Genomic DNA, 24,298 nt, shown 5'->3' on the forward strand with positions numbered 1-24,298 from the left:
GTTAAAATGATGCTTTTAGTATTTGCTATTTTTGGCACTTGAAATGATTTTACGAGAGGGGCAGATTTGAGTCATACTATGACTGGGTAAGGACTTTATGGCAACAAACCCCCCAGAACGCACATATGAAATATTTCAATTACATTAGAAATTACTCCCTGCCCCAACTTTCCTAAATTTAGATTTTACCTGAATCACTTTATTTTTTCCGGGTTGACGAATTTATGGGAAACTTTTTTAACACCTCACATCTCTGTTTTTTATGTTTTATGTTAGCTGTGTCTGTTGTCTCGCAGGGACAGGAGATGAAAGTGCAGGAATTCCGGAAGCAGCTCGATACGGCGCTGAATAACGAGAATTATGGCAAAGCCTCCTAATTTAAGCTACGAGCTTGCCAAAGCTTTTGACGGCAAAGGTGATCGTGACAATGCGATAAAGTTTTTTTCCCAGGCCGTAAGTTATGGCAACAAAGGGGAGGAGCCTATGTTGGTATATCTGTCCTACCAGCGGCTGGGGGTGGCTTATTTGAACCAGGGAAATCATTCCAAAGCCCTTAACAATTTTCAAAAAGCCCTGAAAGCGGCCAGGGCCATCGGCAAAAACGAATTTATCGGCGCCGGACTGGTAGATGTAGCGGTGAGCTATGCTTCGCTGAGCCGTCACAAACGGTCTATTGCCCCGCTGGAGGAGGCGCTGGCGCTGGCTATTCAGCTAGGTGATGAGGAACTGGAAATCACCTGCTATGAGCTATTAGCCAAATACCATGAAAAACTGGGCAATAACCATAAGGCGGTGGAGTACACTGCCATGATCGATAAGATTATGGACCAGAAAATGAGCCAGCAGAAAAGTGGTGAGGAATTGAAAGCCCTGGCCGAAAAAGTGGAAAAGGCAGATGCCGAGATCGACCAGGTTAAATCCAGGCTCAACAGGCAATCACAGGATTTTAGAAGGGTTGAAGACAATTTACTGGCTGTCAAATATTCACTGCAACAAACGGAAGGACTTTTGCAGCGCAAGGAAGACTCGCTCGACGAGGCCCGGCAAATCAGCAAAAATCAACAGTTGCAGATTGACCTGCTGAACAAGGACAAGGCCATCTCCGACATGCAAATCAAACAACAAGAGGCGCAGTTGCGGCATGCTGCCCTGGTAAGAAATTTTATTATCATAGCACTTTTACTGGCAGGCGCCCTGGTTTTTGTGATAGTGATAAGCTATCGCAAAAAGGTTGAAGCCAATAAGGAGATTAACCGCCAAAATCAGAAGATCAACGGCAGCATCAATTATGCCAAGCGAATTCAGGAGGCGGTGTTACATACCAGCGACCTGCGCAAGCACTTAATCCCCGACTCATTCATTCTGTTTAAGCCGCGCGATACGGTTAGTGGTGATTTTTATTTTATATCGGAAATTAAAAGCTGGTATGATCCGGATGTTGTAATGGCGGCGGTAGACTGCACGGGCCATGGAATTCCCGGGGCGTTCATGTCTATGATCGGCATGAATTCGCTCAATCAGATCATCAGCCAGGGCGAGGCCGATGCGGATCAAATCCTGATGACTTTAGACAAGACCATCAACACAGCGCTGCAGCAAGAGGCCACCGGAAACAAAGACGGCATGGATGTGGCCTTATGCATTTACAGAAGGGAAAAAGGCGTGATCGAGTTTTCCGGCGCAAAAAACCCGTTGGTCTATATTCAAAATAATGAACTTTTTCAAATCAAAGGAGATATCCACCCAATAGGCGGGTTGAGAAAAAACAAGAAAAACGGTGAAGTAAAGAAAACTTTCAAAAAACACATTGTACAGATCGACCAGCCCACCATGATTTATTTGTTTTCTGACGGATACCAGGACCAGTTTGGCGGAGAAGAAGGGGCCAAGTTTATGACAAAACGGTTCAAAAACCTGCTCCTGGACATTCACCACAAACCTGTGGCCGATCAAAAAAGGATTCTGCATGAGACCTTTGAAGACTGGAAAGGCGACACCAAACAAACAGATGACATCCTGGTGATGGGTGTCCGGCTGGATAACTCCCACGAGGGTGAACCCGCTTAATTTTGCCTGGTGAATTGAAATGAATTAAATCATAGCAGTTTTTCTTCCTACAAATCTGATTACCGAACCCCTGCCATTGTGATACTTACCTTCATTTAATATAATTTCCTCCTCTTCAAGCATTAATATTTCATAATTTTCAAAATCAGCCATTATTTCTGATTTCGAAAACAACATATCGAGCTCATCCGGCCCTCCGACTTTCGGATCGAGGTTCCTGAAATGCAGGTGCTTTTTGCTGAATGCCTCGAAAATAACTATTCCACCCGGCCTGAGATAATTATTCAATTCCCTGTGAAAAATCGACTTTTTCTCTGCTGAAACATGCGCATATATAAGCCCAATCGCATCGAATTTTTCCTTTTCAAGCCCCAGTTGCGCTTGTTCCCCAACCAAATACTGAAGCGTGACACCACGCTCTTTGGCAAGTTGTAATGCTTTTGATTGCCCCTCCGTACTCAAATCAAAAGAAGTGACATTCCACCCAAGTTGTGCTGCAAAAACACCATTACGCCCTTCTCCGTCGGCCGGCATCAATACGGCGCCCGGTTCAAATTTTTTGAGCCATACTTCAAAAAAACTGTTAGGGGCTTTCCCATAAGCAAATTCATGATCTTTATACCTGTTATCCCATTTTGCTTTGTATTTTTCATCCGGGTTCTGATTCATATTGTCAATCTTTGAGGTGATGAATTTTTGTCTTGTGGATATTAGAGAAACACTTTCCCATAGCATACTTTAAAAGCAATTTCCTTGCTGACTATTTTTTCGCTCTATGGTATCAGTGTTGGCACCTTTATCCATTTCTTCCTTCATTACCGTGGTACCAGGTAAGGTGTCACCTTGCCTGATTATTTTGTCTGTTATTACCGCAGTCTTCTCTTGTGCCAAATCAAGAAGGGATGGATATTTAAACTCCAATGATCGGACTGGCGGGTCAATACCACAAAACCATCATTACTCAAGGGCAGGACGCGTGAAATCACATGATCTTTGTCCGGATTGTATGTTAGTATAATTTCTGTTTTCATAAAAAAACAATTCAGTTTATAGCGTATTAGGTTTTTTCTGTTATGATGGCCCCACTTTTAGTGAAGCATTATGTAGTAGGACTTGTTTTCGTTAAAGGCATTCCAATCTAATAGATTCTTAGTGCAATTCATAGCTGAATTGGCGGCGCAAAACCTGGGCCAATGACCAAAAGTACATATGGAGACGATCTAACGGATTTGTGTAAGTAAATGATCGATTCTCGTGGTATAAATGGAGCCAAAATCTCTTATGCGACATTGTATAAAAGCAAAAAATAACAAAAAATAAATCAAAACACGGCGATTATGTGTTTTAAGGGTATTTAACACATAAAGACTAAAATTGGATGGATAGGATCGCATTAATCGAAAGAGAACTTTCAGGCCTCAGAGCTAATTTAACGAATCACAACGTATACAAATTACTTTCCGAAATGGACGATATCCGCATTTTTATGGAAAAACATGTTTATGCGGTTTGGGATTTTATGTCATTGCTTAAGGCGCTTCAAAACCGGTTGACATGTACTTCGATTCCATGGAAACCCGTAGGAAATCCAAAGATTGCACGTTTCATTAACGAAATAGTGCTCGGTGAGGAGAGCGATGTTAATGAGCATGGAATACCGAAAAGCCATTTTGAAATGTACCTGGAAGCAATGCAAGAGATCGGGGCGGATACCGCCAAAATTTTAACCTTTATTCATTCATTAAATCATATAAATGCGTTGGAACCTGCATTAAAAAATGCTGAACTAAAACCGGCTGAAAAGTCATTTTTAAGTTTTACCTTCGACATCATCAAATCCAATGAGGAACATAAAATTGCTGCTGCCTTTACTTTCGGCAGGGAAGACCTGATTCCCGATATGTTTATCGAGATAATTAACAAATCCAGTGGAGGAGATAAAACCCTCTTCCCTAAACTAAAGTATTATCTGGAACGGCATATCGAATTGGACGGCGACGAACACGGCCCCTTATCCATTGAGATGATACAAGAACTTTGCGGAGATAATGATAAAAAATGGGATGATATCTTAAATGTCGCTCAATCCGCATTGATTCAAAGAATCAATTTGTGGGATGACATAGCAAGAGAAGTGGAAGAAAAAAGCCTACACGGCAGTGCCAGGCTGTAAAATTGACAATCTGAGTGTAGTCCCTGCAGGTATGATTGGAAAATCATTGGCTGGTGGAAACTACGTCAAAATGACCGCAAAAGGAGACCCGACCCGGGGATTGATTGTGCATGCATGGTCAAAGATATGGAAGATGGATTTGGAAAGGACATTTACGGCTGACTTTGAAGTATTCGATGAAAGGGCCTAAAATCCTGTTGATGCTGAAGTTGATTTTTTAGTGTCCGTAAAATAACTTCAAGAGTATGATACGAGAAGTCGATCAATACTATGAAGACCAGGAAGAACCCAACAAGAGCTGCCTGTTGGCTTTGAGGAGCATTATTCTTGGACAGGATAGGGATGTTACTGAAACGCGCAAGTGGGGAATGCCCTGCTTCTGCTATAGAAAAAAGATGTTCTGTTACCTTTGGACCGATAAAAAAACGGATCAGCCTTATATGCTTTTTGTCGAAGGAAAATACCTCGACCATCCGGCATTAGAAACAGGAAAACGAACACGCATGAAGATTTTCAGAATTAATCCTAACAAGGACCTGCCGATTCAGACCATTGAATGGTTATTGCGTAATGCCCTGGATCTGTACAGGAAAGGAAAGATAAAAACGAAATGAAACACCGGTTGGGCCTGTAAAACAAACGGATACGTTAGACGGGAAAAAGCTTTTGATGACTTATGACGATTTTGACAATAACAATGGTGTAAATATGATGGACCCATCAAAACCGAATACCAAGGGATTGGCCGGGGAAGCCTGATTGTCATTTATTCCGTTTTGCGTTGTTTTAACTACATTTTGCGTAGTCACATTATGATTCCTGTGCCATATCATTGTAAAGGTAACTATTTAGACTATTTCTAAATAAAAAAATGGATTTTATCCACCAAAATAGACCATCTTATATAATAAAACAGTGCTCAAAACTATGCAAACACTGCCAATATGGATAGCCAATGGTGCCGGTGGTTGCAGGAGTCGGTCCGTTATTGGCCTGGTTGGGTGGGTCTTCAGCCGGATGTAGTAGGCAAATCTGACAAAACACCAGGTGCTGAAGCCATTCTTTCCTTGCACGAAATGTACGAAAACCTTTGGAAAGTATGGAAGACAAAAAGGATGATAGCATGGAAGAAAAACCTAAAAACGGAATATTAAGGCTGCTGCAAATAGCGGGTAAGAGAAAATACCACCTCATTGTATCCGGATGCCTGGCTATACTGCACGCAGGACTGGCGTTGGTACCCTATATTTTGGTGTATTACATCATCAAAGAACTCGTTGAGCCACCACTAGATACCGTTTTGATACAACAATACCTGCTATGGGCCATAGCAGCAGGGGTAGGCAGCTATGCTTTGCTTTATGCCTCAGGAATGGCCTCGCACGTGGCGGCATTCCATATTTTGTACGCCCTCAGAAAAGAAACAGCCGCCAAATTAGGGAAATTATCGCTCGGCTTCATCAGTACCTATCCGTCCGGGGCATTGAAAAAAATTGTAAGTGATGACATAGAGCGGATTGAATACTTTATTGCTCACCAGGTACCTGATTTTGTAAAGGGATTTACCCTGCCGGTCGTAACCATTCTCTACCTTTTTTACGTGGACTGGCGCCTGGCGGCCGTCAGCTTTGTACCCTTGCTGGTGCTCGCAATCTGGATGCCTCTGGTTTTCCGCTCACCCGATACCAAAGAAATGATGCAAAAGTACCATCAGGCGCAGGAGGACATGAACAGCGGCATCGTAGAGTTTGTGCGAGCGATGCCTGTCATGAAAATTTTCGGACAAACGGCCGACAGTTTTCACCGGTACAGCGGAACGGTGAATGAGTATGATGGTATGGCTAAATTGTGGATGAAGAATAGCTCGCCACCCTTTGCTGTGTTTATGAGCTTTATCAGTAATGCTACCTTGCCCATTCTCTTGTTAGGCACCTGGTTGTATTTGCAAAATGATATCTCGCTTTCTACCTTATTACTGTTTTTGATCTTAGGAGTGGGTTACATCAAGCCTGTATTTGCCCTCTCTAACATGGGCATGCAGATTACCCTGATCAACCGGGGTGTACAGCGGATGGACGAAATTCTGCAACAAACAGAACAAACTTCATCAACCACCCGGCCATCCTTTCAACACTTCGATATCCGGTTTAAAGAAGTCGGTTTTTCCTAATGTTCCAGGAAACAATCTATGAAAACATTCGCATGGGGATGGATAAATCCGGGCTGGAAATCATAGAGGCCGCCCGGGCGGCCCAATGCCATTCCTTTATCAGCCAACTGCCCCGGGGTTATCAAACAAGGTTTGGAGAATTTGGCGTGCACCTGAGCGGGGGAGAACAACAACGGATCCAACTTGCCAGGGCAATTCTAAAAGATGCCCCTATCCTTATTCTGGACGAAGCCACCGCATTTAGCGACCCTGAAAACGAATACCTCATCCAGCAGGCATTCAGCCGGCTCATTCAAAACAAAACTGTAATTATTATTGCCCACCGACTAAGCACCATTACCGATGCGGATCAGGTGATACTCTTTGGAACCAACGGGGTAAAAGCGGGAAAAACGCACCGGGAATTATTGGCTCACAGCAAACTATATGCAAAGATGTGGCATGCGCATATCCGGGCGAAAGAATTTAAAATATACTAAAGTAACTTTGAAAAACTATCCATTGTATCATCATCGTAATCCCACCATTCAATTTGAAGAAGCTGGTGGTCATCGTAAGCTACAAGACTGTTAAAAAGATGATTCGAAACATACTATATGTCTTTCAATACGACAAACCGGGCGTGATCAGGGCCGTCTTTTGGGAATGGGTACATGGCATGTTCATAGCGGCACCCAGCGGAATTTTGTTGGTGGTCTTATGGGAGCTTTTTGAAGAAGTGCCCGATATTCAAATGATCTGGATAACGATTGGCAGCCTGGCATTACTGTTCAGGGGGCAAATTTACGTGGCAAAAAAAGCCATGCTTAGCTCTAACCTGACCACTTATGAAATGGGCCGTAAAATAAGGCTGGCGCTGGGCAATAAACTCCAAAAACTTTCACTTGGTTATTACAAAAAACGCGATCCCGAAGACCTGGCATCCATCGTATTACAAGATGTGGCCAACTTTGAAAACATTTTCGGGCACAGCGTCACTAACATCACCAATGCCCTTTTTGGCACGGTTATCCTGTCTGCTTTTCTCCTTTTCATAGATTGGCGTTTGGCAACCACACTCATTGTGGCCCTGTCGATAGCCATCCCCTTAATCCGTTTCAGCAGGTGGTTGGTAGAAAAATACGGCAAAAAACACATCCGTGCCCGCAATGCTACCAGTGCCAGGTTTTTGGAATACGTACAGGGTATCCGTTACATTAAATCTTACGGAATGACGGGTGAGCGCTTCCGGTCTCTGGACAAAGCCCTGGTTGATCTAAGGAAGGAAAGCATACGGGTGGAAGCCATCCCCGGACCTGTTATTCTTTCGGCAGGAGTTGTTTTCGAAGTATTTTTTATTCTGATGATCTGGCTGGCCCTGTACTATTTTACCAACGGTACCTTAGGCATTCCCACTTTCATTGCTTTCCTGATTATTGGCTACAGGTTGTACGAACCTATGAAAATACTTATGGTAGAATACCCCATTCTAAGCTACATGAATGTGAGCCTGCGGAGAGTAATTGAAGTGCTTGAGTCAAAAGAGCAGGAAGTGGGTAAAAACCTGACTCCTCAATCTTACGATATCCGCTTTGAGAACGTAGACTTCAGCTATACAAATGAAAAAAAGGTGCTGACAGACATTAGTTTTTATGCACCAGCCAACACCATGACAGCCCTGGTGGGTCCGTCCGGATCGGGCAAAACAACCATCACCGCACTCATGGCCCGTTTTTGGGATATCCGGAAAGGAAAAATCAGCATAGGAGGAATCAGCTTACAGGATATGTCTCCCGCCACTGTTTACGGCCTTATTAGTGAGGTGTTTCAGGATGTGTACCTTTTTGATGATAGCATTTACAACAACATCAGGATAGGGAATCCGCATGCCGGGGCGGAAAAAATACATCAGGTTGCCCAAAAAGCCCAGGTATTGGAATTTGCAGACACGTTACCCAAAGGTTTGAATACCAAAGTGGGAGAAGGAGGCAGTAAACTTTCCGGCGGACAGAAACAACGGATCAGCATAGCGCGGGCGCTGCTGAAAGATGCCCCCATTGTTTTGCTGGATGAGGCCACTTCCTCGCTCGACCCCGAGAACGAGATCTACATTCAGGATGCTATCAGCGAATTGGTGAAACATAAAACCGTGATTGTGATCGCCCATAAACTGGCCACCATACGACAGGCTGACAATATCCTGGTGCTGGACAAAGGAAGACTCATAGAATCAGGGAAACACGAAGCCTTGCTGCAGCAAAACGGTTTGTATACCAAACTATGGACCACCCAACAAAAATCTGTCGGGTGGAAATTCACCAGTCATTTGAAAACCTTCAATGAGGATGTCTCTTAAAGAGTAATCCATCCCGGGGAATAGGTCTCATCCCATTTCATATAATGAAAACAGCATAAAATTCAATAAATGTATGTGTATAAAGGTATTGGTATGTTAGCTGTAAATAGGCGTGGACACGGAAATTTTGACTTTTCATCAAACATGATGCAACTGCATGCCGATCTTTAATATCTTTATCATTAAAAAATGGATAGAAGGTATGACATAGACCGGATCAGGGTAATCGTTTTTGACATGCTGATTATGTATCACATCGGCATGTTTTTCGTGCCCTGGGACTGGGAAATCAAAAACAATGAATTGATCGAATGGGTGAAGTGGCCTATGATTTTTATTCATAGAAAGCGATCATTAGAAGCCGATCCGGAAAATGTACTTTTCTTATAAAATTGTAAACGCAAATGTTTTACGTTTAAAACTTCCTGTTATATTTGCAATACTGTTGCATTTGTGGAGGGGCATGTAACATTAATCATTGATACATGCCACAGGCAATAAACTTAACTAAAAAATACGGCATGAGCCAGGCGTTTGCCGACCTAAATTTATCCGGGGCGCCAGGTGAAGTGTATCATTCAATTGTCAACAGATGAATAAAATACTGATTTTACTGCTTAGCTGTGCTTTTTGGTCCGGACTCAATGGACAAACCCCTTTTGAATTTAATGGGAAAACCCTATTACCGGGTACAAAAAGTCATTTTACCATAAATATTTCAGATGGACAAACCCAAACTTTTGTTCCCATCACTGTTTTTCATGGTAAAGAAAACGGGGCCGTTTTAGGTATTACAGCGGGTGTTCATGGGTACGAATATGCCCCCATTCTCGCCGCCCAGAAACTAATAAAGAAAATTGACCCCCAGGCGCTCACAGGCACGGTGATTCTTATTCAAACCGCCAACGTAGGAAGCTTTCTGGGCAGGTCTCCTTATATAAATCCGTTGGATAAAAAAAACCTGAATCGCTCATTTCCAGGCAATCCGAATGGAACAATCACAGAACGCATCGCAAATTTTATATCGGAAAAAGTCATTCCTCGTTGTAATTATTTTGTCGATATGCATAGTGGTGACGCCCCCGAAGATTTAATGCCTTATGTGGCCTATTACCAACATGATGAAAAACCGGATATTTCAGCGAAGGGCAGGGAAATAGCCATGAGTTTGGGGTTTGATCATGTAATTGTCCTAAAAACCACCGAAAAGGATTACATGAAAGAAGGGTTGCCGAGCCTTTATTGTTCTGCTCAGGCTTTCAAAAGAGGAATACCGGCTGCAGACATAGAATGCGGAAGACTGGGTAGGGTTGAGGAAAGGTTTGTGGAAAAGATTGTTGAAGGCATTGAGCGCTTATTGAATCACCTGCAAATGACTCAAGGAACTCCTATTCTGTCAAAAGGAATAGCCTTCATAGATGAAAGATTTTATATAATCAGTGATCATACAGGCTTATTCTATCCTTTAAAAACAAGTGGTACATTTGTACGGAAAGGGATGAAAATAGGCTATATCACGGATTTTTTTAATAAAACCATAGAAGAGGTATATGCGGATAGCAGTGGGATCATACTTTATATGTTGGGAACGCCTCCTGTGAATGCAGGAGAGACATTGGCAGCCATTGGAGTTGTAGAATAGCAACACATATTTATGACCAAATAGAATACGCTTACCATTGACAAAACAGGCATATGCAATTCGGTGGCCTGCCTTTTGCACTGCCTGGCCATGCCAATAATTTTGCAAGTTGTCAATGTATGAGAAAAGCAAAATCAATAGCAATAATCCCTGGAATTTTCTTCTGTTTTTTGTATGCCTTCTTCGAAGTTTAACCGGTAACATCTTCTCTTTGAGCCATCTGTTCAGCCACAACCGTTTTTACAATTTATTTTCTGACTGGAAAAAGTTTTTTCGGGGGTTTTACAAAGCTGTTTAAGTTTTTTTTTAAAGTTGATGGTAAACGCAATTATTTTCTGTTCAGTCTCAGCGTATTAGTTCCGGGGCAAATAATCACGTCATTTTTTCTCCTAATAGCGTCATAATGATGGTCATGGCGTACTGTACTTTTGCCTAATATTTATTAAGACCAAATTAAAATAAGCGATGCTGTCAACTGTCAATCAGATAACTGAAACCCATCATTTCTTTGGAACACAATCAAAGTATGCATATAGTGAAGCCATTCGGAAGGCTGTTAACCAGATCAACCGGTTTTTGGAAAATGATCGCTTTTATAGCGGCGAAAAACCCGAAATGCTAAAGTCTAAACAAGACCTGCTTCAGGTAGACCGGGAGTATCCACTCACCATCGATGATGCGCTTGAGCAGGTTAAGATGCTTTACCTGGATCATGCGATCTCATTTCATCATCCTGACTACGTTGCTCATCTGAACTGCCCGGTGACGATTGCCGCTTTAGTGGGGGACCTGATAGCCTCGGCCGTCAATACGGCTGTAGAAACATGGGACCAAAGCACGTCTGCTACTTTGATTGAGCAGGAAGTGATCCGGTGGATATGCCATGAAATGAAATTGGGTGAACAAGCCGATGGCGTATTCACAAGTGGTGGTACGCAGTCTAATTTCATGGCCCAGCTTATGGCCCGGGACCATTATGCTTTTGAACATTTTAGCTTGAACATTAAAGAAAATGGTTGGTCCGATGTTGTGAACAAATTCAGGATCTTCTGTTCTGAAAAAGCACACTTTAGCATTAAAAAGAATGCTGCCTTGCTTGGCATGGGCTACCATTCGGTGGTGCCGGTTAAGGTGGATGAGCGTATGAAATTAAAACCTGAAGCACTGGCCCGGTCCATTAAAGAAGAAAAAGAAGCGGGGAATATTCCTATAGCAGTAGTTGCTACGATGGGCACAACAGATTACGGAAGCTTCGACCCGTTAGCCGATATTTCCCCTATTGCACAACAGTATGATATGTGGTTACATGTGGATGGCGCTTACGGCGGTTGCTATGTGCTGACGGATACGCACAAGCATTTGCTAAATACCGCCCACCAGGCAGATTCCATGACCATTGACTTTCATAAGACCTTGTTTCAACCGGTCAGTTCCAGTGCTTTTCTGCTAAAAGACCAAAAGCATTTTCGATATGTTTCGCATTACGCCGACTATCTGAATCCGTTAGATAGTAAAAATGCAGATCAGCCCAACCTCTTAGAGAAATCCATTCAAACAACCCGAAGGTTTGACGCGCTGAAGCTATGGTTTACACTAAAGGTTACAGGTAGAAAAGCATTGGCTGCCTCATTGGAAAAAGTACACCTGCTTGCACTCGAAGTTTATGAAACACTGAAAGCCGATCCGCATTTTGAAGTAGCGCATAAGCCTGAGCTGAGTACCATGGTCTTTCGCTTCAAATCTCCTGTGGTTGCGCATGAAAAGGTCCATAATGCGATCAACAAATACATAAAGAATACACTGTTTAACTCCGGGCAGGCGGCTATCGCCAGTACAAAGTTAAACGGAAGTATTTTTTTGAAGTTTACTTTTCTCAATCCGGCCACAACCATAAAAGATGTAATGAACATCCTTAAAATGATAAAAGAAACCGGCCTGGAATACAAGGCTATTAACAGATACTGACACTATGCCGTCAAATACAAATAAAATACTGGATTTTCTGGCTGTGGGCATTGGTCCGTTCAATTTGAGCCTTGCCTGCCTTATTGCACCTATAGACAAGTTGGAAGGTATATTTCTCGACAAACAAGCACATTTTGATTGGCATCCGGGGATGATGCTACAGGACACCACCCTTCAGGTACCTTTTATGGCAGACCTGGTCACACTGGCCGATCCCACAAGCCCCTTCAGCTTTTTGAATTATATCAAGGAAAAGGGCAGCATTTATTCTTTTTACATCCGCGAGTGCTTTTTCTTGCTTAGAAAAGAATATAACCAATATTGCCAATGGGCTATCGAAAAATTACCGAATGTACACTTTGGGATTGAAGTCTCACAGGTACAATACAGTGATCCGGAGGCATGCTACATAGTTACAGCCAGGAACATCAAATCGGGCGAAGTTCTCATTTATAAGGCCAGGAAGCTTGTATTGGGTACGGGTACGAGTCCAATAGTTCCCGAATGCTGCCAGTCATTGAAAAACAAGGCCATTCATTCTTCTGTTTATCTCAATCACAAGCAAGCGTTGCAGTCTAAAAGATCGATCACTATAATAGGCAGTGGTCAAAGTGCCGCAGAAATTTTTTACGATCTCTTGAAAGAGATCGACACTTACGGATATAAGCTCAATTGGATCACACGTTCACCGCGTTTCTTTCCGTTGGATTACAGCAAGCTTACACTGGAGATGACATCACCGGAATACGTAGATTATTTCTACAACCTGCTGCCATCGAAAAGAGATGCATTGCTAAAAGAACAGCAACACCTTTACAAAGGCATTAACCAGAGCCTGATTGCGGATATTTTTGACATGATCTATGCGAAGCGCTTAAGCCATGACATTGAAGTACAGTTACGTACCAATTCAGAACTGGTCGATGCAGATTATGATCAGGACCAATTTAATCTTAAACTTCACCAGGTAGAGCAGGATAAATATTACCGGCACAAGACAGAAGCACTTGTCTTGTCAACAGGTTACGGTTACAAGACTCCTGGTTTTATCCGGGGCATTTCAGACCGCATTGCCTGGGATCACAAAAATCGCTATAAGGTCGACCGCAACTATAGCATTGACACAAAGGGCCATGAAATATTTGTCCAGAATGCCGAATTGCATACCCATGGTTTTGTGACCCCCGATCTCGGAATGGGATGCTATCGTAACGCAACCATTATCCGGGAGATCACCGGCGAAGAATACTACCCATTGGAAAGAAAGATCGCCGCCCAGCAGTTTGAGGTGTCCGACGAGGAGGAAATTTTCATCAAAGAAAAGGTGGAAGCCTGATGAAGCTAAAATCATTTTTAATATGGATGACATGGATTGCCGTAGTAAGCGATTATTTGTTGCACCCTTTCTACCCACAATTCTTTGAAGCGCGCTTTGGCATTACAGATCCCCGCCATGTGGGGTATTATTTTGCAGCCATTTGCTTTATGATTATGATCTCTTTCCCATGCTGGGCACAAGTATCGAAAAAAGTGGCCGAGCTTCATATCCTGGTTTTCACACAGATGATTGCCGGCCTGTTGGCGCTTTACTGCTATCAAACCGACGCTTATGTCAATTTCTGGACAGCTTCGCTCATCATGATCCTCTTCAAGGGGAGCTATTTACTGGTTTACCCCTACATCCTCAAGATCATTTCTGAAAAAGAACACGGTCATACGATCGGGCTGCTTTCGGTCGTGGTACATCTGGGGAGTATCCTGGGAGCCATCATTGGAGGTCTTACCGTTGATTTTATTTCAGTTGAGTACGCCTTTCTTATTATGGCCATCGGTGATTTTGTCCTTATGGGAACCAGTATCTACCTGCTTTCGAATCAACAATTTGATACGAATAGAATCATCGTAGCTTCCGGTACGGAAGCAAGCAGCCTGATCACAAAAAACTATATCATTAAAATAGGCCTTATCACACTTGTGCTCTTTTTCAGTGACTTCCTGATCCGGCCTTTTTTCTCCAGGTATTGGGAAAGCATCTCCATATATAACAGCAAGTTCATCTCAGGGGCTGTTTATGCCATACCGGGATTTGTTGCCCTTTTGGCGCTTTGGGCGAATAAAAGATGGGGCGTGTCAATTAAAGCCAACGCTATTATACTAGCGCTACTTTTGGGAATAGCAGGCTTGTTGTTGCAAGGTTCTTCCGTACCCGTACTGGTCATTATAGGTCGTATAATTTATGGGTGGGCGATTTTCCAGGCTGATGTCAGGTTTGATATGCTGCTTTTTCAGCATAGTACGCCCGAAACCTACTCAACTGATTATAGTAAGGTCCACTTTTTTCAAAACCTCGGTGTATTAATCGCCTCCTTTTCTGTGGGGCATGTGGTGGATAACCATGGACTACAAATCCCTTTTTATGTAGCCCTGTCAGGGGTGATCGTCTCGTTGGGTACTTACTGTATCTTTTTTAGTAATGATGTGAAGACAGGCATTAAACAATTACCAAAGACCCGGGGCGTATGAAAGCTTTATTTAAACATCTATTCTCTAAAAACTACGCCGGCCTGGGCGAAGTAAGCCTGAGACCACTCGATCTTGGGCATGATGTAGCCATGATCCATGACTGGGTTACGCAGGATTATGCAGTTTTTTGGGGTATGCAAGACTTTACCCTTGAGGATGTCAAGGAAGAATACAGGCGACTCGATGCCCCTGACCATTATAATGTCTTTATAGGACTGTGTAACGGAGCACCTGCTTTCCTGTTGGAGCGATACGATCCCCAAAAAGATTTGGTCAGCGATTATTATGAGGCTCAAAATTCAGACTGTGGGATACATGTTATTGTAGCACCGCCGGGTAAAAATAAGGTCAGAAATTTTACGTGGTATATGTTCAAGACCATTGCTGATTTCGTCTTTGAGGATACTGCTGTAGAAAGGATCCTGGTCGAGCCGGACATTCGAAATAAAAAGATGTTTGCCATCTGTGAACGCATTGGCTTCCAACTGGATAAAGTGGTTGAATTGCCCCACAAGACCGCCCAACTGGCTTTCCTTAACAGGAAACGCTATCAACAATTTAAGTCATTACAAAAATTCAATAAAAGAAGTGCTATGAATACACTTGACAATACAGTTTCGCCACAACAAGCTGTTGTACACCTTCGGCCAGGCATCTGGGACCAGGCCAATGTACTGTTAATTAAAAAAGCCCTCTGTGAATTCGGCCATGAGCTACTCATTAAACCTGTCATCCTGGAAAAACTGGAAAACGGCTGGAATGCTTACAAGGTTACTGCTGATGATGAAAGCATAAGCTATGTGTTCAATGCCAGGCCCTTGGCCATGCAGCACCTCTGGATTGATCCCGGGTCGATCAGGAAGGTTGTTACCAATAAAGAGCAAACCCCTGATGCCATACTGTTTATCAAAGAATTTAGACAACAACTGGGCATAGACGCTGCCACACTCGCTACCTACCTGGAAGAGGTTATAAGTACCTTACAGGGAAGTGTCTTTAAATTCACCAAAGGCAATCCGGCTTCGGAGGAGCTTGTGCATGCAGATTTCCAAACTATCGAGCAATCCATGACAGAAGGACATCCCGGGTTTGTCGCTAACAATGGCCGTATTGGTTTCGATAGCGGGGATTATCGGTCTTATGCTCCTGAGGCAGGAAATTCGTTCTCACTGTTATGGCTCGCTGGCCATAAGGATCAAACTGTCTATGCAGCCATTGAAAAACTGCCGTACGAAAACCTGTTACAACAAGAGCTTGGCACCGATACCATTAGTTCTTTTGAAGGGGTGATCCGTGACAAAGGTTTCGATCCGCAAGACTATTACTTTATTCCTATGCATCCGTGGCAGTGGTTTAACAAGCTGGCCCATATATTTGCCCCGGAGATTGCCAAAGGAAAGCTGGTATGCCTGGGCTATGGGCCTGACCAATACCTTGCGCAGCAATCGATCAGGACACTTTTCAACATTTCAAACCCTCATAAATTCTATACCAAAACAGCGCTTTCCATCTTGAACATGGGCTTTATGCGGGGGCTGCCTTTGTATTATCTGGGCACTGCACCTAAAATGGCAGTCTGGCTGGAGGGACTTCTTTACAATGATCCTTTCATCAAAGAAACCGGTTTTAGCATGCTCGGTGAAATTGCTTCGGTGAGTTATGAAAACCCGTACTTCGAAGAGTTTGGTCCGCATAACGATTACAATAAAATGCTCGCATCGCTTTGGCGTGAAAGCCCGATGGGGGCTATAAAAGAAACCCAGACTCCTATGACCATGGCTGCATTTCTCCATGTCGATCATGAGGGAAAAGCGCTGTTGCCCGAGATCATCAAGGCCTCCGGGTTATCGACAGATGATTGGTTGCGAAAGTACCTCAAGGCTTATCTAAGCCCGATAGTCCATTGCTTCTATCACTTTGATTTAGTGTTTATGCCTCATGGGGAGAATATTATCATGGTAATGGAAAATCATGTACCCCGCAGTATATTATTGAAAGATATTACCGAAGAAGCGGCTATTCTCAACCCTGATGTGGAGCTTCCCGGACCGTTGAAAAGAATGTACGTGTCCGTACCTGAAGATGTTAAGCTGCTTTCGATATTTACAGACATTTTCGATGGTTTCTTCCGCTTTATGTCCCACCTGCTGGAAGAGCACGCCGGATACGGGGAAGAGAATTTCTGGAAGCTCGTGGCAGAGAACATTCATAACTACCAACGAAGATATCCTCAATTGACAGACAAGTTTGAGCGATACGATCTGTTCGCAGAAGATTTTCAACGCTCATGTCTCAACCGCTTGCAGTTGAATAACCATAAGCAAATGATCGATCTCGATGATCCGGTTGCCCTGCTTCAGTTCGCAGGCCGCCTGGGCAACCCGATCGCTCCCTTTAAAAAAGTGGCATCTGAAATAGTTGTATTGTAATGCTTCGATTGTACACTGATTCAGCCGTTACCTTTGCAAAGCAGGTGCCTGGCTTAGGGGAAATCCGTTTGCGTCCGCTGGACCTGGAGAATGACATGCGCACCATCCATGGCTGGGTGATACAACCGTATGCCGTCTATTGGGGTATGCAGGAGTTTTCCCTGGAGCAGGTGAAACAAGCCCATAAAGAGTTACTGGCACGGGATCAATACGAGATTTACCTTGGACTGCTGAATGGTAACACCATCTTTATGATGGAGCGCTACAAAGCTTCGGAAGATATGATCGGTCAGTTTTACGAGGTGCAACCCGGTGATTACGGCATGCATATTCTCGTAGCTCCTGCCCAAAAACGAATCCCGGATTTTACATGGAATGTCTTCTCTGCCGTCATGGACTTTATGTTCAGTCACCCACACACCGACCGCGTGGTGGTGGAGCCTGATGTCAGGAATGAGAAAATTCATGTCCTGAACAGGCGGGCAGGATTTCAATACCAGGGAAATATCAAACTGCCTGGCAAAACCGCTAGCCTTGCCTGGTGTACACGCGCTGATTATCTCGCCGCCTTAGAAAATTTGAAGTAACCCTGACCTGATAGAAGATGGACACTTTACGAAAACAGCCCGGACATTTAAAAGCGGCCATTTGGGAAAGGGTAAACAGGGCGCATATTCGCAAAGCGATCAGTGAGTTTGCTCATGAACTTATCATAAGACCTATGCCCGTGCAGGCGCTAAGTGATGGCTGGGCAAAATATACTATGCCCACAGATAAGCCTGGCGTTACTTACCGGTTCCGGGCTGCCAGGCGTGCCTTGGACCACTGGCATATTGATGTCCGGAGCATTAAAAAGCTGGATGGTAAGACAAAGCAACCTTTAGATGCTTTGGTATTTATCGTTGAGCTAAAAGAGACACTTGGCATTCCGGATGAAATGCTGCCAACCTACATGGAAGAAATAACAGGTACACTTAACAGTCTGGCTTATAAGGAGTGTTATCATAACCTTAGCTCGGATGACCTGGTGACAGCAGATTTTCAAACTATCGAGCATGCCATGAAGGAAGGCCATCCCTGCTTCGTGGCTAACAACGGGCGCCTAGGATTCAGCGCCGAAGAATACAAAAAATATGCTCCTGAGGCCGATCAGCCCTTCCGGATTACCTGGATAGCCGGTCATAAAAGTCGTGCGCAGTTTGCTTGTATCGAACAACTCAACTATCAGGAAGTACTCGGGCAGGAATTGGGGCCCAAAAAGATTTTAGAATTTGAAAATACATTACGCTCACGAGGTCTGGATCCTCAGGATTTTATTTTTATACCTGTTCATCCGTGGCAGTGGAACAATAAGATAAGTCATGCTTTTTCCCCGGATATAGCCAACGAAAATATTGTCTTTCTGGGAGAATCATCAAGCCGATATAGTGCTCAACAGTCCATACGCACGCTTTATAATCAAAGCGACCCTGCGAAGTTTTATGTGAAAACCTCCTTATCGATTTTAAACATGGGCTTTATGCGAGGTTTATCGCCTTATTATATGCAGAGCACCCCGGGTATTACCACCTGGATAAACGAATTACTACAGGGTGATGAATACCTTAACAAAGTGGGGTTTGAAATGCTCAGTGAGGTGGCTACTGCAGGCTATAGAAATTTGTATTACGAACCACTGGGCAAAACCAAAGCGCACAACAAGATGCTTTCTGCCTTATGGCGGGAAAGTCCATTAACTAAGATTACCGAAGGGCAGCAGTTAATGACTATGGCTGCATTGCTTCATGTCGATAGCCCCGGAAAAGCATTGATGATCGAGATGATCAGGGCTTCCGGGCTGACCCCCCGGGATTGGATACGTAGCTATCTTAATTGCTATCTCCGGCCCTTATTGCACTGCTTTTACAAATATGAACTGGTTTTCATGCCTCACGGCGAAAATTTGATCCTGGTCATGGAAGGCCACATACCCGTCAAAGCCATTATGAAGGATATTACTGAAGAAGTAATTGTATTTAATGATCGCATAGAATTCTCCGGGGATGCCCGACGCCTTTACAAGGAGACATCGGACGAAATGAAATTATCGTACATTTTTACAGATATATTTGATTGCTTTTTCAGGTTTGTATCTAATATACTGGTTGAATATGGCGGTTGTCCTGAAAGCTTATTCTGGGAACAGGTTGCTCACTGTATACACCATTACCGGGAAGAACACCCCGAACTGGCTGCACAATTTAAGCGGTATGATTTCTTTAAAGAGGAGTTTGGCAGGTGTTGTCTTAATCGATTACAACTTCAAAACACCAAAGAAATGTTGAACCTGGCCGACCCCATCGCAAGCTTGCAATGGGCGGGAATACTTAAGAATCCCATTGGCGAATTTAGAGAGAAATTAAAGGTATAATGATTGCGTGTCGAAAATCTAAAAATCGCCTACCCGTAAAGGCTTTAAAAATATCGCTATGCAGGAGGCCGACAAACTTTTAGAAAAGCATCATTATACCCTTGAGATAAACCAGATCAATACCTGGAAGAAGGAAAAACGGTGTTTACATTAAGTTTCAATTACAAATGTTAGAATAATGGACATCTGGGACAATACCATTGCAAATCTGTCAATTATGAAGGGGTGAAAAACCCGGACTTCAGCAGTAGTGCGCGTTATCAAGGAAAACTTTTTCTGGGAGATGGCCATTCGCGGCGTTTATTGCAAGGGCATACGATAACAAACGTGAGGTTATTTATTGCGTTCCGGGCGATAACAAGAAAACAACAAGGTAAACCAAAAACTCAATAGAAAGTAAAATAAAGAATTTTAGTCATAGACTTTGCCAATGGGGGAGTGTACTCGTGTCAGTGGTTGCTTATGAATAAACCGTAATTGCTTATCCTGAACTCAGGCATTTCGATAAACCTTTGGAGTAACACCGACTACTCTTTTAAAAGCTGCTGTAAAATGGGTAGGATTTTTATACCCTATCAATTCTGAAATTTCAGTAATCGTTTTGTTGCTCATGGTAAGCAGTGTTTTGGCCTTTTTCATTTTTAAATCAGTCGAGTACTCGTTGATTGTAGTACCGAAAAGGCGTTTAAATTCTTTTTTAAGTGTATAGTCGTTTATGCCTACTTGCTTTGAAAGCTCCTTGATCGTGAATATCTTAGTCACATCTTTCTCAATGAGCGCAGCCACCTCGTATAGTTTTTTTGAAAGCGCATTAGCCTGGGGTGCATCCTTTAAGGTACAGAGTTGCAACGTCAGTAACTCTAGCACCTTCGACTTCAAAAATAATCGCTTGATAAGCCCATGTTGCTTATCCTGGATCATTTCGGCCAAAATATTTCGGGTTTTAGGACACAACGGTTTGGTACTATTCGGATGAAGGTCCTCGATCATAATTCCCTTTCCGGGAGGATACAATTCTTGTAGCCTGTAATGTTTAACGAAGTCCGGACTTATCCTGATCCGCACCTCGCGAAAACACTTGTTGCAATTGTATTGTATGGTTGCTTTGGTATTCGTAAGATAAACCATATAACTTTCCTGGCTTTCAAAGACTAACACTTGCTTTTCACCCACCTCTATGATCTGCTCTCCTTCAATGAGGTAAGATAGATCCAGCCTCGGAGATGTCACATGACAAGCGGATTTCAGGTCTCGCTTCAAACAAGCATCTACCATACATACAACAAGCCCGTCAAACCAATAGGCTACCAGCTTCCCGGTGCCGAAATCCGGCAGGAAAGTATATTCTTTCTTTATCAAGCCATTGTTATTCTCTTTGTTTTTAATTTGTGTGTAAGGACATAATAAGCAATATGGATTAAAGCCAACTTTCTCATTTTCTACTCCATACATAGCTAATCTTATCATCTTAATTTTTGGGTGATTTATTTACATAAAGCAGCGCTTAACACTTCTTATAGCGGTTTTCGGTTCTTTATAACTTTGATTTCATCCTTTTTTCGGGCCGTCCTGTCCCGCGTTTTAATGATAGTTTTGTCTTCGTAATCTTTACGCTTTCTGTCAAGCCCATAGAGCCGGTACCGGAAAGAAAGGCGCTTACCTCGCTCATCGAAGCAACGATGATTTTTCCCGGGAAACCACGCATGGCCCCGACCTGTCTGTCATAATTCATGCGGACCACTTTCTCTGCCAGGCTTGCCTTTTTGTATTGGCCATGCATGCTATGAGGATCGAATGCTTCGCCAGGATGCTGATCAAAGAACCGGTCATCGAAACTGTAAAGAATTGGATCACCTCCGGGGTACTTATCCCCCGATATAGGTTGAACGCCAATGGAGGATGAGATTAATAGGAAGATCACCGGAAACGTGAATTGCTTCATCTCAATCATTTGGATAGGTTGTAAATAGTACAAAGCTAATGCTAGGTGCAAGGTCGGTCAATTGCTATAACTAGTGATTTTATGTCACTAGTTTGGTTAGATAAAAGGTACCTTTTCTACGGGTATTTTATAGCGTTTCTCTCCTGAGAATGTTGCCAACGGACGTGACCTTTTATCCCCCGTTTCAGGGGTATCACTGGCGGTAAAATCTGCTGATTTATCAATTCATGCAACTGTCCACCACCCGGTTGGAAACGAGACCCGGAAGTTTGTTACGGAGTTCGTATATTCATTTTTAGCATTTGTCGGCACACGTCTACTCTGGTTGTTTCTTGTTAATCCATTCGTCAAATTCACGATAATCTCTAATATCCGGATACCATTTTGGCTCAATTTCTTTTACTGCCTTCTTAAAAAGATCACCGGTGCCATAAATTTGATAAATTCTTTGTGTCTGCCAGAAAAAATATTCGTGCATGCCAATGTTCCTTTCAAATATTTCTCTGGCAGTTTCGTAGAACATGCTTGCCCAAAACTTTTTCTCTCCAATTTCAGGAAAATCTTCTTCTATGTCAAAGCACATTCCCGAATAATAGTTTTCAACATATTTTTCCATCTTAACTACGTATTCGAGCGCATGTTCATTGGCCATTTTACGGGCGACTTCACTAACAAAAGTAATGGTGCTATTGAACTGTCTATTGTTAAATACTATTTCGTGTTCCTTATAGAATATGAAACCAGCCATGGATTTTTTTAACGAATTTATAAGAATTGCCGTTTCGGGTGTGTGTCAACCATCGGCTATACACCCATTGTGGTGTATATATTTATTTTACCAAAATCCTAATCTAATGGATTTTTGATAAAATTCATATCGGTATCGGGCCTGTAAGTGTAGATTTCTATAGTCTTACGATTGAAAGTGGATAACTTTGTTATAGTAAAGCAACAGTGTTTGACGCTTGCTGTTGCAGTGGTTCTTGCTCACTACTTGTAGTGATTACAATTTCACTAATACTGGCGATTGATAGATTGTCATGTATCTTCTACATTTGAGTGGTTTGGAAGCAATCTAAATAAGGATAATGAAAGGCATACTAATCCTATTTTTGAAGGAACCCTTAAATATGAATTGCTAAATTAATTTCAAGCAATGCAAATGTTTAAAATAGCGATTGTCATTTTACGTCTGAGCCTGGGTGGTCTGTTCATTTACGCAGGTGTACAAAAGTTCATTCCTAAACCACCTAGGCCACAAACAGAAATGTCAGCCGATTTGCCCGATTCTGTAGTAAAAATAAAAGCCTACATTCAGGGTTTGAAGCAGACCGGATACTTCTGGCCCATGCTTGGAGCGGTGGAGTTCGTTTCCGGCGCTTTATTGATAAGCCAGTACCTTGCATTGCTCGGCGCTGTATTTTTGATGCCGGTGACCTTAAACATTTTTTTATTCCACCTCTTTCTAAAACCGCATGAAACAGGTGATTTGATTTTGACAGCGCTTTATCTGTTAGCCAACATGGCGATCATAGCCTGGTATTACCCATCTCTTAAAGCAACTTTTCTAAATTTTAAAACCATATACTGATGAAGACTCTATTATTGATAGTGTTTTGCCTGACGTTAGGGACCGTGTACGCGCAAAAAAAGAAAAAGCAAGACATAGAAGCGATTAAGGCTATGTGTGGCTGCTATGATGTTTCCTTCAATTTTGCTGAGACATTTGCAGAGAAAAAGGACTATGAGTTTCATGACAACTACCGTGCCGGCGGCCTGGAATACATTTTTCCCGTAGAAGAAACCAAAGATAAAATCGTACTGCAACACCTGTTGGTCATAGGAGATAGCATGATTATCAAGCATTGGCGGCAAGACTGGCTTTATGAGAATACCGATTTTCATGTTTTTTATAAAGAAAATACCTGGAAATACGATCGCAAAACTCCGGATGCTGTTAAGGGACAATGGACGCAAAAGGTTTATCAGGTAGACGACAGCCCTCGTTACGAAGGTTCATCTTCGTGGGTGCATGTAGATGGCCGCAGCTATTGGGAAAATACTGCTGATGCCCCACTGCCAAGAAGAGAATTCAGTAAGCGCAGCGACTATAACGTAATGGAACGAAGGAACCGTCATGAAATTACAGATTACGGCTGGGTACATGAGCAGGACAATGGTAAAGTAGTCAGGCAAGGTTCTGACAAAGTCATAGCCAGGGAGAAAGGATGGAATACTTATACGAAAACAGAAGAAAACAAATGTCAGCCGGCCAAAGATTGGTGGCAGGAAAAACAAGCTTATTGGAATGATGTGCGTAAGGTTTGGGATGAGTTATTTGCTGTCAAAAAAACGCTCGAATTTGAGAAAAAAATTGATGGCAAGGTCTTGTTTATGAAGCTGTTTGCACTGGAAGATGAAATGCTGCAAGGTGATTACGACAGTACCGCCTCCATAGCAAAAATCAAAGCCACGATCAACGCCTACCTAAAAGGTGATGTGGCACTGGTAACTAATTAATTACAAAACATTTAGTTTCTTTATAAACCCACTCCCTGGTTTAATAAATATTATCAACACCACACACGCACCCCCTGTGACCTGGCCCAGTTCTTGAAGGATAACCCAGATATTGCCAATTT

The 24,298-nt window shown here is 42.9% G+C and carries 22 protein-coding genes; 17 read left to right on the top strand and 5 right to left on the bottom strand.

The features are described 5' to 3' along the window. Positions 1–360: 360 nt before the first annotated feature. On the top strand, positions 361–2,067 hold the full coding sequence (locus tag AC04NP_RS26170; protein ID WP_482863031.1) for a SpoIIE family protein phosphatase: 1,707 nt from the start codon (positions 361–363) through the stop codon (positions 2,065–2,067). A gap of 24 nt (positions 2,068–2,091) precedes the next feature. On the opposite strand, the gene AC04NP_RS26175 is transcribed toward AC04NP_RS26170, so the two are convergent. After that, on the bottom strand, positions 2,092–2,736 hold the full coding sequence (locus tag AC04NP_RS26175; RefSeq protein ID WP_482863032.1) for a class I SAM-dependent methyltransferase: 645 nt from the start codon (positions 2,734–2,736) through the stop codon (positions 2,092–2,094). A gap of 69 nt (positions 2,737–2,805) precedes the next feature. Further along, the gene (locus AC04NP_RS26180; RefSeq protein ID WP_482863033.1) at positions 2,806–2,958 is read right to left on the bottom strand and encodes a hypothetical protein; all 153 of its coding nucleotides are present in this window, start codon (positions 2,956–2,958) and stop codon (positions 2,806–2,808) included. A gap of 487 nt (positions 2,959–3,445) precedes the next feature. On the opposite strand from AC04NP_RS26180, the gene AC04NP_RS26185 reads away from it, so the two are divergent. The 14 genes from AC04NP_RS26185 (at position 3,446) to AC04NP_RS26250 (ending at position 19,714) form a co-directional block, all read left to right on the top strand. Next, a complete protein-coding gene (locus AC04NP_RS26185; protein ID WP_482863034.1) occupies positions 3,446–4,240 on the top strand; it encodes a DUF3050 domain-containing protein in 795 nt (264 codons plus the stop codon). Positions 4,241–4,271: 31 nt separating this feature from the next. After that, entirely contained in the window at positions 4,272–4,430 is a 159-nt protein-coding gene (locus AC04NP_RS26190) for a DeoR family transcriptional regulator (protein ID WP_482863036.1), read from the top strand. Between the two features lie 55 nt (positions 4,431–4,485). Beyond that, on the top strand, positions 4,486–4,854 hold the full coding sequence (locus AC04NP_RS26195; RefSeq protein ID WP_482863038.1) for a DUF1801 domain-containing protein: 369 nt from the start codon (positions 4,486–4,488) through the stop codon (positions 4,852–4,854). A 485-nt stretch (positions 4,855–5,339) separates the two neighbouring features. Beyond that, a complete protein-coding gene (locus AC04NP_RS26200) occupies positions 5,340–6,410 on the top strand; it encodes an ABC transporter transmembrane domain-containing protein (protein ID WP_482863039.1) in 1,071 nt (356 codons plus the stop codon). Continuing rightward, on the top strand, positions 6,410–6,889 hold the full coding sequence (locus AC04NP_RS26205) for an ATP-binding cassette domain-containing protein (RefSeq protein WP_482863041.1): 480 nt from the start codon (positions 6,410–6,412) through the stop codon (positions 6,887–6,889). The genes AC04NP_RS26200 and AC04NP_RS26205 overlap by 1 nt, the downstream gene beginning before the upstream one ends. A gap of 98 nt (positions 6,890–6,987) precedes the next feature. Continuing rightward, a complete protein-coding gene (locus tag AC04NP_RS26210) occupies positions 6,988–8,745 on the top strand; it encodes an ABC transporter ATP-binding protein (protein ID WP_482863042.1) in 1,758 nt (585 codons plus the stop codon). A 189-nt stretch (positions 8,746–8,934) separates the two neighbouring features. Beyond that, positions 8,935–9,135, top strand: a complete 201-nt coding sequence (locus AC04NP_RS26215) for a hypothetical protein (RefSeq protein ID WP_482863044.1) — start codon at positions 8,935–8,937, stop codon at positions 9,133–9,135. A 202-nt stretch (positions 9,136–9,337) separates the two neighbouring features. Then, a complete protein-coding gene (locus AC04NP_RS26220) occupies positions 9,338–10,387 on the top strand; it encodes a succinylglutamate desuccinylase/aspartoacylase family protein (protein ID WP_482863045.1) in 1,050 nt (349 codons plus the stop codon). Between the two features lie 465 nt (positions 10,388–10,852). Further along, on the top strand, positions 10,853–12,352 hold the full coding sequence (locus tag AC04NP_RS26225; protein WP_482863046.1) for a pyridoxal phosphate-dependent decarboxylase family protein: 1,500 nt from the start codon (positions 10,853–10,855) through the stop codon (positions 12,350–12,352). Positions 12,353–12,356: 4 nt separating this feature from the next. Further along, a complete protein-coding gene (locus AC04NP_RS26230; protein WP_482863047.1) occupies positions 12,357–13,688 on the top strand; it encodes a lysine N(6)-hydroxylase/L-ornithine N(5)-oxygenase family protein in 1,332 nt (443 codons plus the stop codon). Between the two features lie 26 nt (positions 13,689–13,714). After that, positions 13,715–14,875 carry an MFS transporter gene (locus AC04NP_RS26235; protein ID WP_482863048.1) on the top strand — a complete coding sequence of 387 codons (1,161 nt, stop codon included), beginning with the start codon at positions 13,715–13,717 and terminating at the stop codon, positions 14,873–14,875. Beyond that, positions 14,872–17,304, top strand: coding sequence for a GNAT family N-acetyltransferase (locus AC04NP_RS26240; RefSeq protein ID WP_482863049.1), 2,433 nt, complete (start codon positions 14,872–14,874; stop codon positions 17,302–17,304). The genes AC04NP_RS26235 and AC04NP_RS26240 overlap by 4 nt, the downstream gene beginning before the upstream one ends. Next, positions 17,304–17,891, top strand: coding sequence for a GNAT family N-acetyltransferase (locus AC04NP_RS26245; protein ID WP_482863050.1), 588 nt, complete (start codon positions 17,304–17,306; stop codon positions 17,889–17,891). Before AC04NP_RS26240 ends, AC04NP_RS26245 begins: the two co-directional genes overlap by 1 nt. 17 nt (positions 17,892–17,908) lie before the next feature. Next, complete coding sequence (locus AC04NP_RS26250; protein ID WP_482863051.1) at positions 17,909–19,714, top strand: IucA/IucC family protein; 1,806 nt, start codon at positions 17,909–17,911, stop codon at positions 19,712–19,714. A gap of 492 nt (positions 19,715–20,206) precedes the next feature. Here the strand turns inward: AC04NP_RS26250 and AC04NP_RS26255 are convergent, their stop codons facing one another. From AC04NP_RS26255 to AC04NP_RS26265, 3 genes are all read right to left on the bottom strand, one after another. Further along, positions 20,207–21,181 carry a helix-turn-helix transcriptional regulator gene (locus AC04NP_RS26255; RefSeq protein WP_482863052.1) on the bottom strand — a complete coding sequence of 325 codons (975 nt, stop codon included), beginning with the start codon at positions 21,179–21,181 and terminating at the stop codon, positions 20,207–20,209. 67 nt (positions 21,182–21,248) lie between these two features. Then, the gene (locus tag AC04NP_RS26260; protein WP_482863053.1) at positions 21,249–21,656 is read right to left on the bottom strand and encodes a hypothetical protein; all 408 of its coding nucleotides are present in this window, start codon (positions 21,654–21,656) and stop codon (positions 21,249–21,251) included. Between the two features lie 316 nt (positions 21,657–21,972). Next, positions 21,973–22,404 (bottom strand): hypothetical protein, encoded by a 432-nt coding sequence (locus tag AC04NP_RS26265; protein ID WP_482863054.1) that lies wholly within the window; start codon positions 22,402–22,404, stop codon positions 21,973–21,975. Positions 22,405–22,818: 414 nt separating this feature from the next. On the opposite strand from AC04NP_RS26265, the gene AC04NP_RS26270 reads away from it, so the two are divergent. Beyond that, positions 22,819–23,247, top strand: coding sequence for a DoxX family protein (locus tag AC04NP_RS26270; RefSeq protein ID WP_482863055.1), 429 nt, complete (start codon positions 22,819–22,821; stop codon positions 23,245–23,247). Continuing rightward, a complete protein-coding gene (locus AC04NP_RS26275) occupies positions 23,247–24,176 on the top strand; it encodes a DUF6607 family protein (protein ID WP_482863056.1) in 930 nt (309 codons plus the stop codon). The genes AC04NP_RS26270 and AC04NP_RS26275 overlap by 1 nt, the downstream gene beginning before the upstream one ends. Positions 24,177–24,298 lie beyond the last annotated feature (122 nt).

It is taken from the genome of Agaribacillus sp. DX54, assembly GCF_056858335.1.

What these genes read in the sequence shown, in the direction of transcription:
- AC04NP_RS26170 (WP_482863031.1), top strand. Translation starts at nt 361, where the DNA reads ATGGCAAAGCCTCCTAATTTAAGCTACGAGCTTGCCAAAGCTTTTGAC.
- AC04NP_RS26265 (WP_482863054.1), bottom strand. Translation starts at nt 22,404, where the DNA reads ATGGCTGGTTTCATATTCTATAAGGAACACGAAATAGTATTTAACAAT.
- AC04NP_RS26200 (WP_482863039.1), top strand. Translation starts at nt 5,340, where the DNA reads ATGGAAGACAAAAAGGATGATAGCATGGAAGAAAAACCTAAAAACGGA.
- AC04NP_RS26195 (WP_482863038.1), top strand. Translation starts at nt 4,486, where the DNA reads ATGATACGAGAAGTCGATCAATACTATGAAGACCAGGAAGAACCCAAC.
- AC04NP_RS26260 (WP_482863053.1), bottom strand. Translation starts at nt 21,656, where the DNA reads ATGAAGCAATTCACGTTTCCGGTGATCTTCCTATTAATCTCATCCTCC.
- AC04NP_RS26255 (WP_482863052.1), bottom strand. Translation starts at nt 21,181, where the DNA reads ATGATAAGATTAGCTATGTATGGAGTAGAAAATGAGAAAGTTGGCTTT.
- AC04NP_RS26185 (WP_482863034.1), top strand. Translation starts at nt 3,446, where the DNA reads ATGGATAGGATCGCATTAATCGAAAGAGAACTTTCAGGCCTCAGAGCT.
- AC04NP_RS26250 (WP_482863051.1), top strand. Translation starts at nt 17,909, where the DNA reads ATGGACACTTTACGAAAACAGCCCGGACATTTAAAAGCGGCCATTTGG.
- AC04NP_RS26245 (WP_482863050.1), top strand. Translation starts at nt 17,304, where the DNA reads ATGCTTCGATTGTACACTGATTCAGCCGTTACCTTTGCAAAGCAGGTG.
- AC04NP_RS26190 (WP_482863036.1), top strand. Translation starts at nt 4,272, where the DNA reads ATGATTGGAAAATCATTGGCTGGTGGAAACTACGTCAAAATGACCGCA.
- AC04NP_RS26175 (WP_482863032.1), bottom strand. Translation starts at nt 2,736, where the DNA reads ATGAATCAGAACCCGGATGAAAAATACAAAGCAAAATGGGATAACAGG.
- AC04NP_RS26210 (WP_482863042.1), top strand. Translation starts at nt 6,988, where the DNA reads ATGATTCGAAACATACTATATGTCTTTCAATACGACAAACCGGGCGTG.
- AC04NP_RS26205 (WP_482863041.1), top strand. Translation starts at nt 6,410, where the DNA reads ATGTTCCAGGAAACAATCTATGAAAACATTCGCATGGGGATGGATAAA.
- AC04NP_RS26225 (WP_482863046.1), top strand. Translation starts at nt 10,853, where the DNA reads ATGCTGTCAACTGTCAATCAGATAACTGAAACCCATCATTTCTTTGGA.
- AC04NP_RS26220 (WP_482863045.1), top strand. Translation starts at nt 9,338, where the DNA reads ATGAATAAAATACTGATTTTACTGCTTAGCTGTGCTTTTTGGTCCGGA.
- AC04NP_RS26230 (WP_482863047.1), top strand. Translation starts at nt 12,357, where the DNA reads ATGCCGTCAAATACAAATAAAATACTGGATTTTCTGGCTGTGGGCATT.
- AC04NP_RS26240 (WP_482863049.1), top strand. Translation starts at nt 14,872, where the DNA reads ATGAAAGCTTTATTTAAACATCTATTCTCTAAAAACTACGCCGGCCTG.
- AC04NP_RS26215 (WP_482863044.1), top strand. Translation starts at nt 8,935, where the DNA reads ATGGATAGAAGGTATGACATAGACCGGATCAGGGTAATCGTTTTTGAC.
- AC04NP_RS26270 (WP_482863055.1), top strand. Translation starts at nt 22,819, where the DNA reads ATGTTTAAAATAGCGATTGTCATTTTACGTCTGAGCCTGGGTGGTCTG.
- AC04NP_RS26275 (WP_482863056.1), top strand. Translation starts at nt 23,247, where the DNA reads ATGAAGACTCTATTATTGATAGTGTTTTGCCTGACGTTAGGGACCGTG.
- AC04NP_RS26235 (WP_482863048.1), top strand. Translation starts at nt 13,715, where the DNA reads ATGACATGGATTGCCGTAGTAAGCGATTATTTGTTGCACCCTTTCTAC.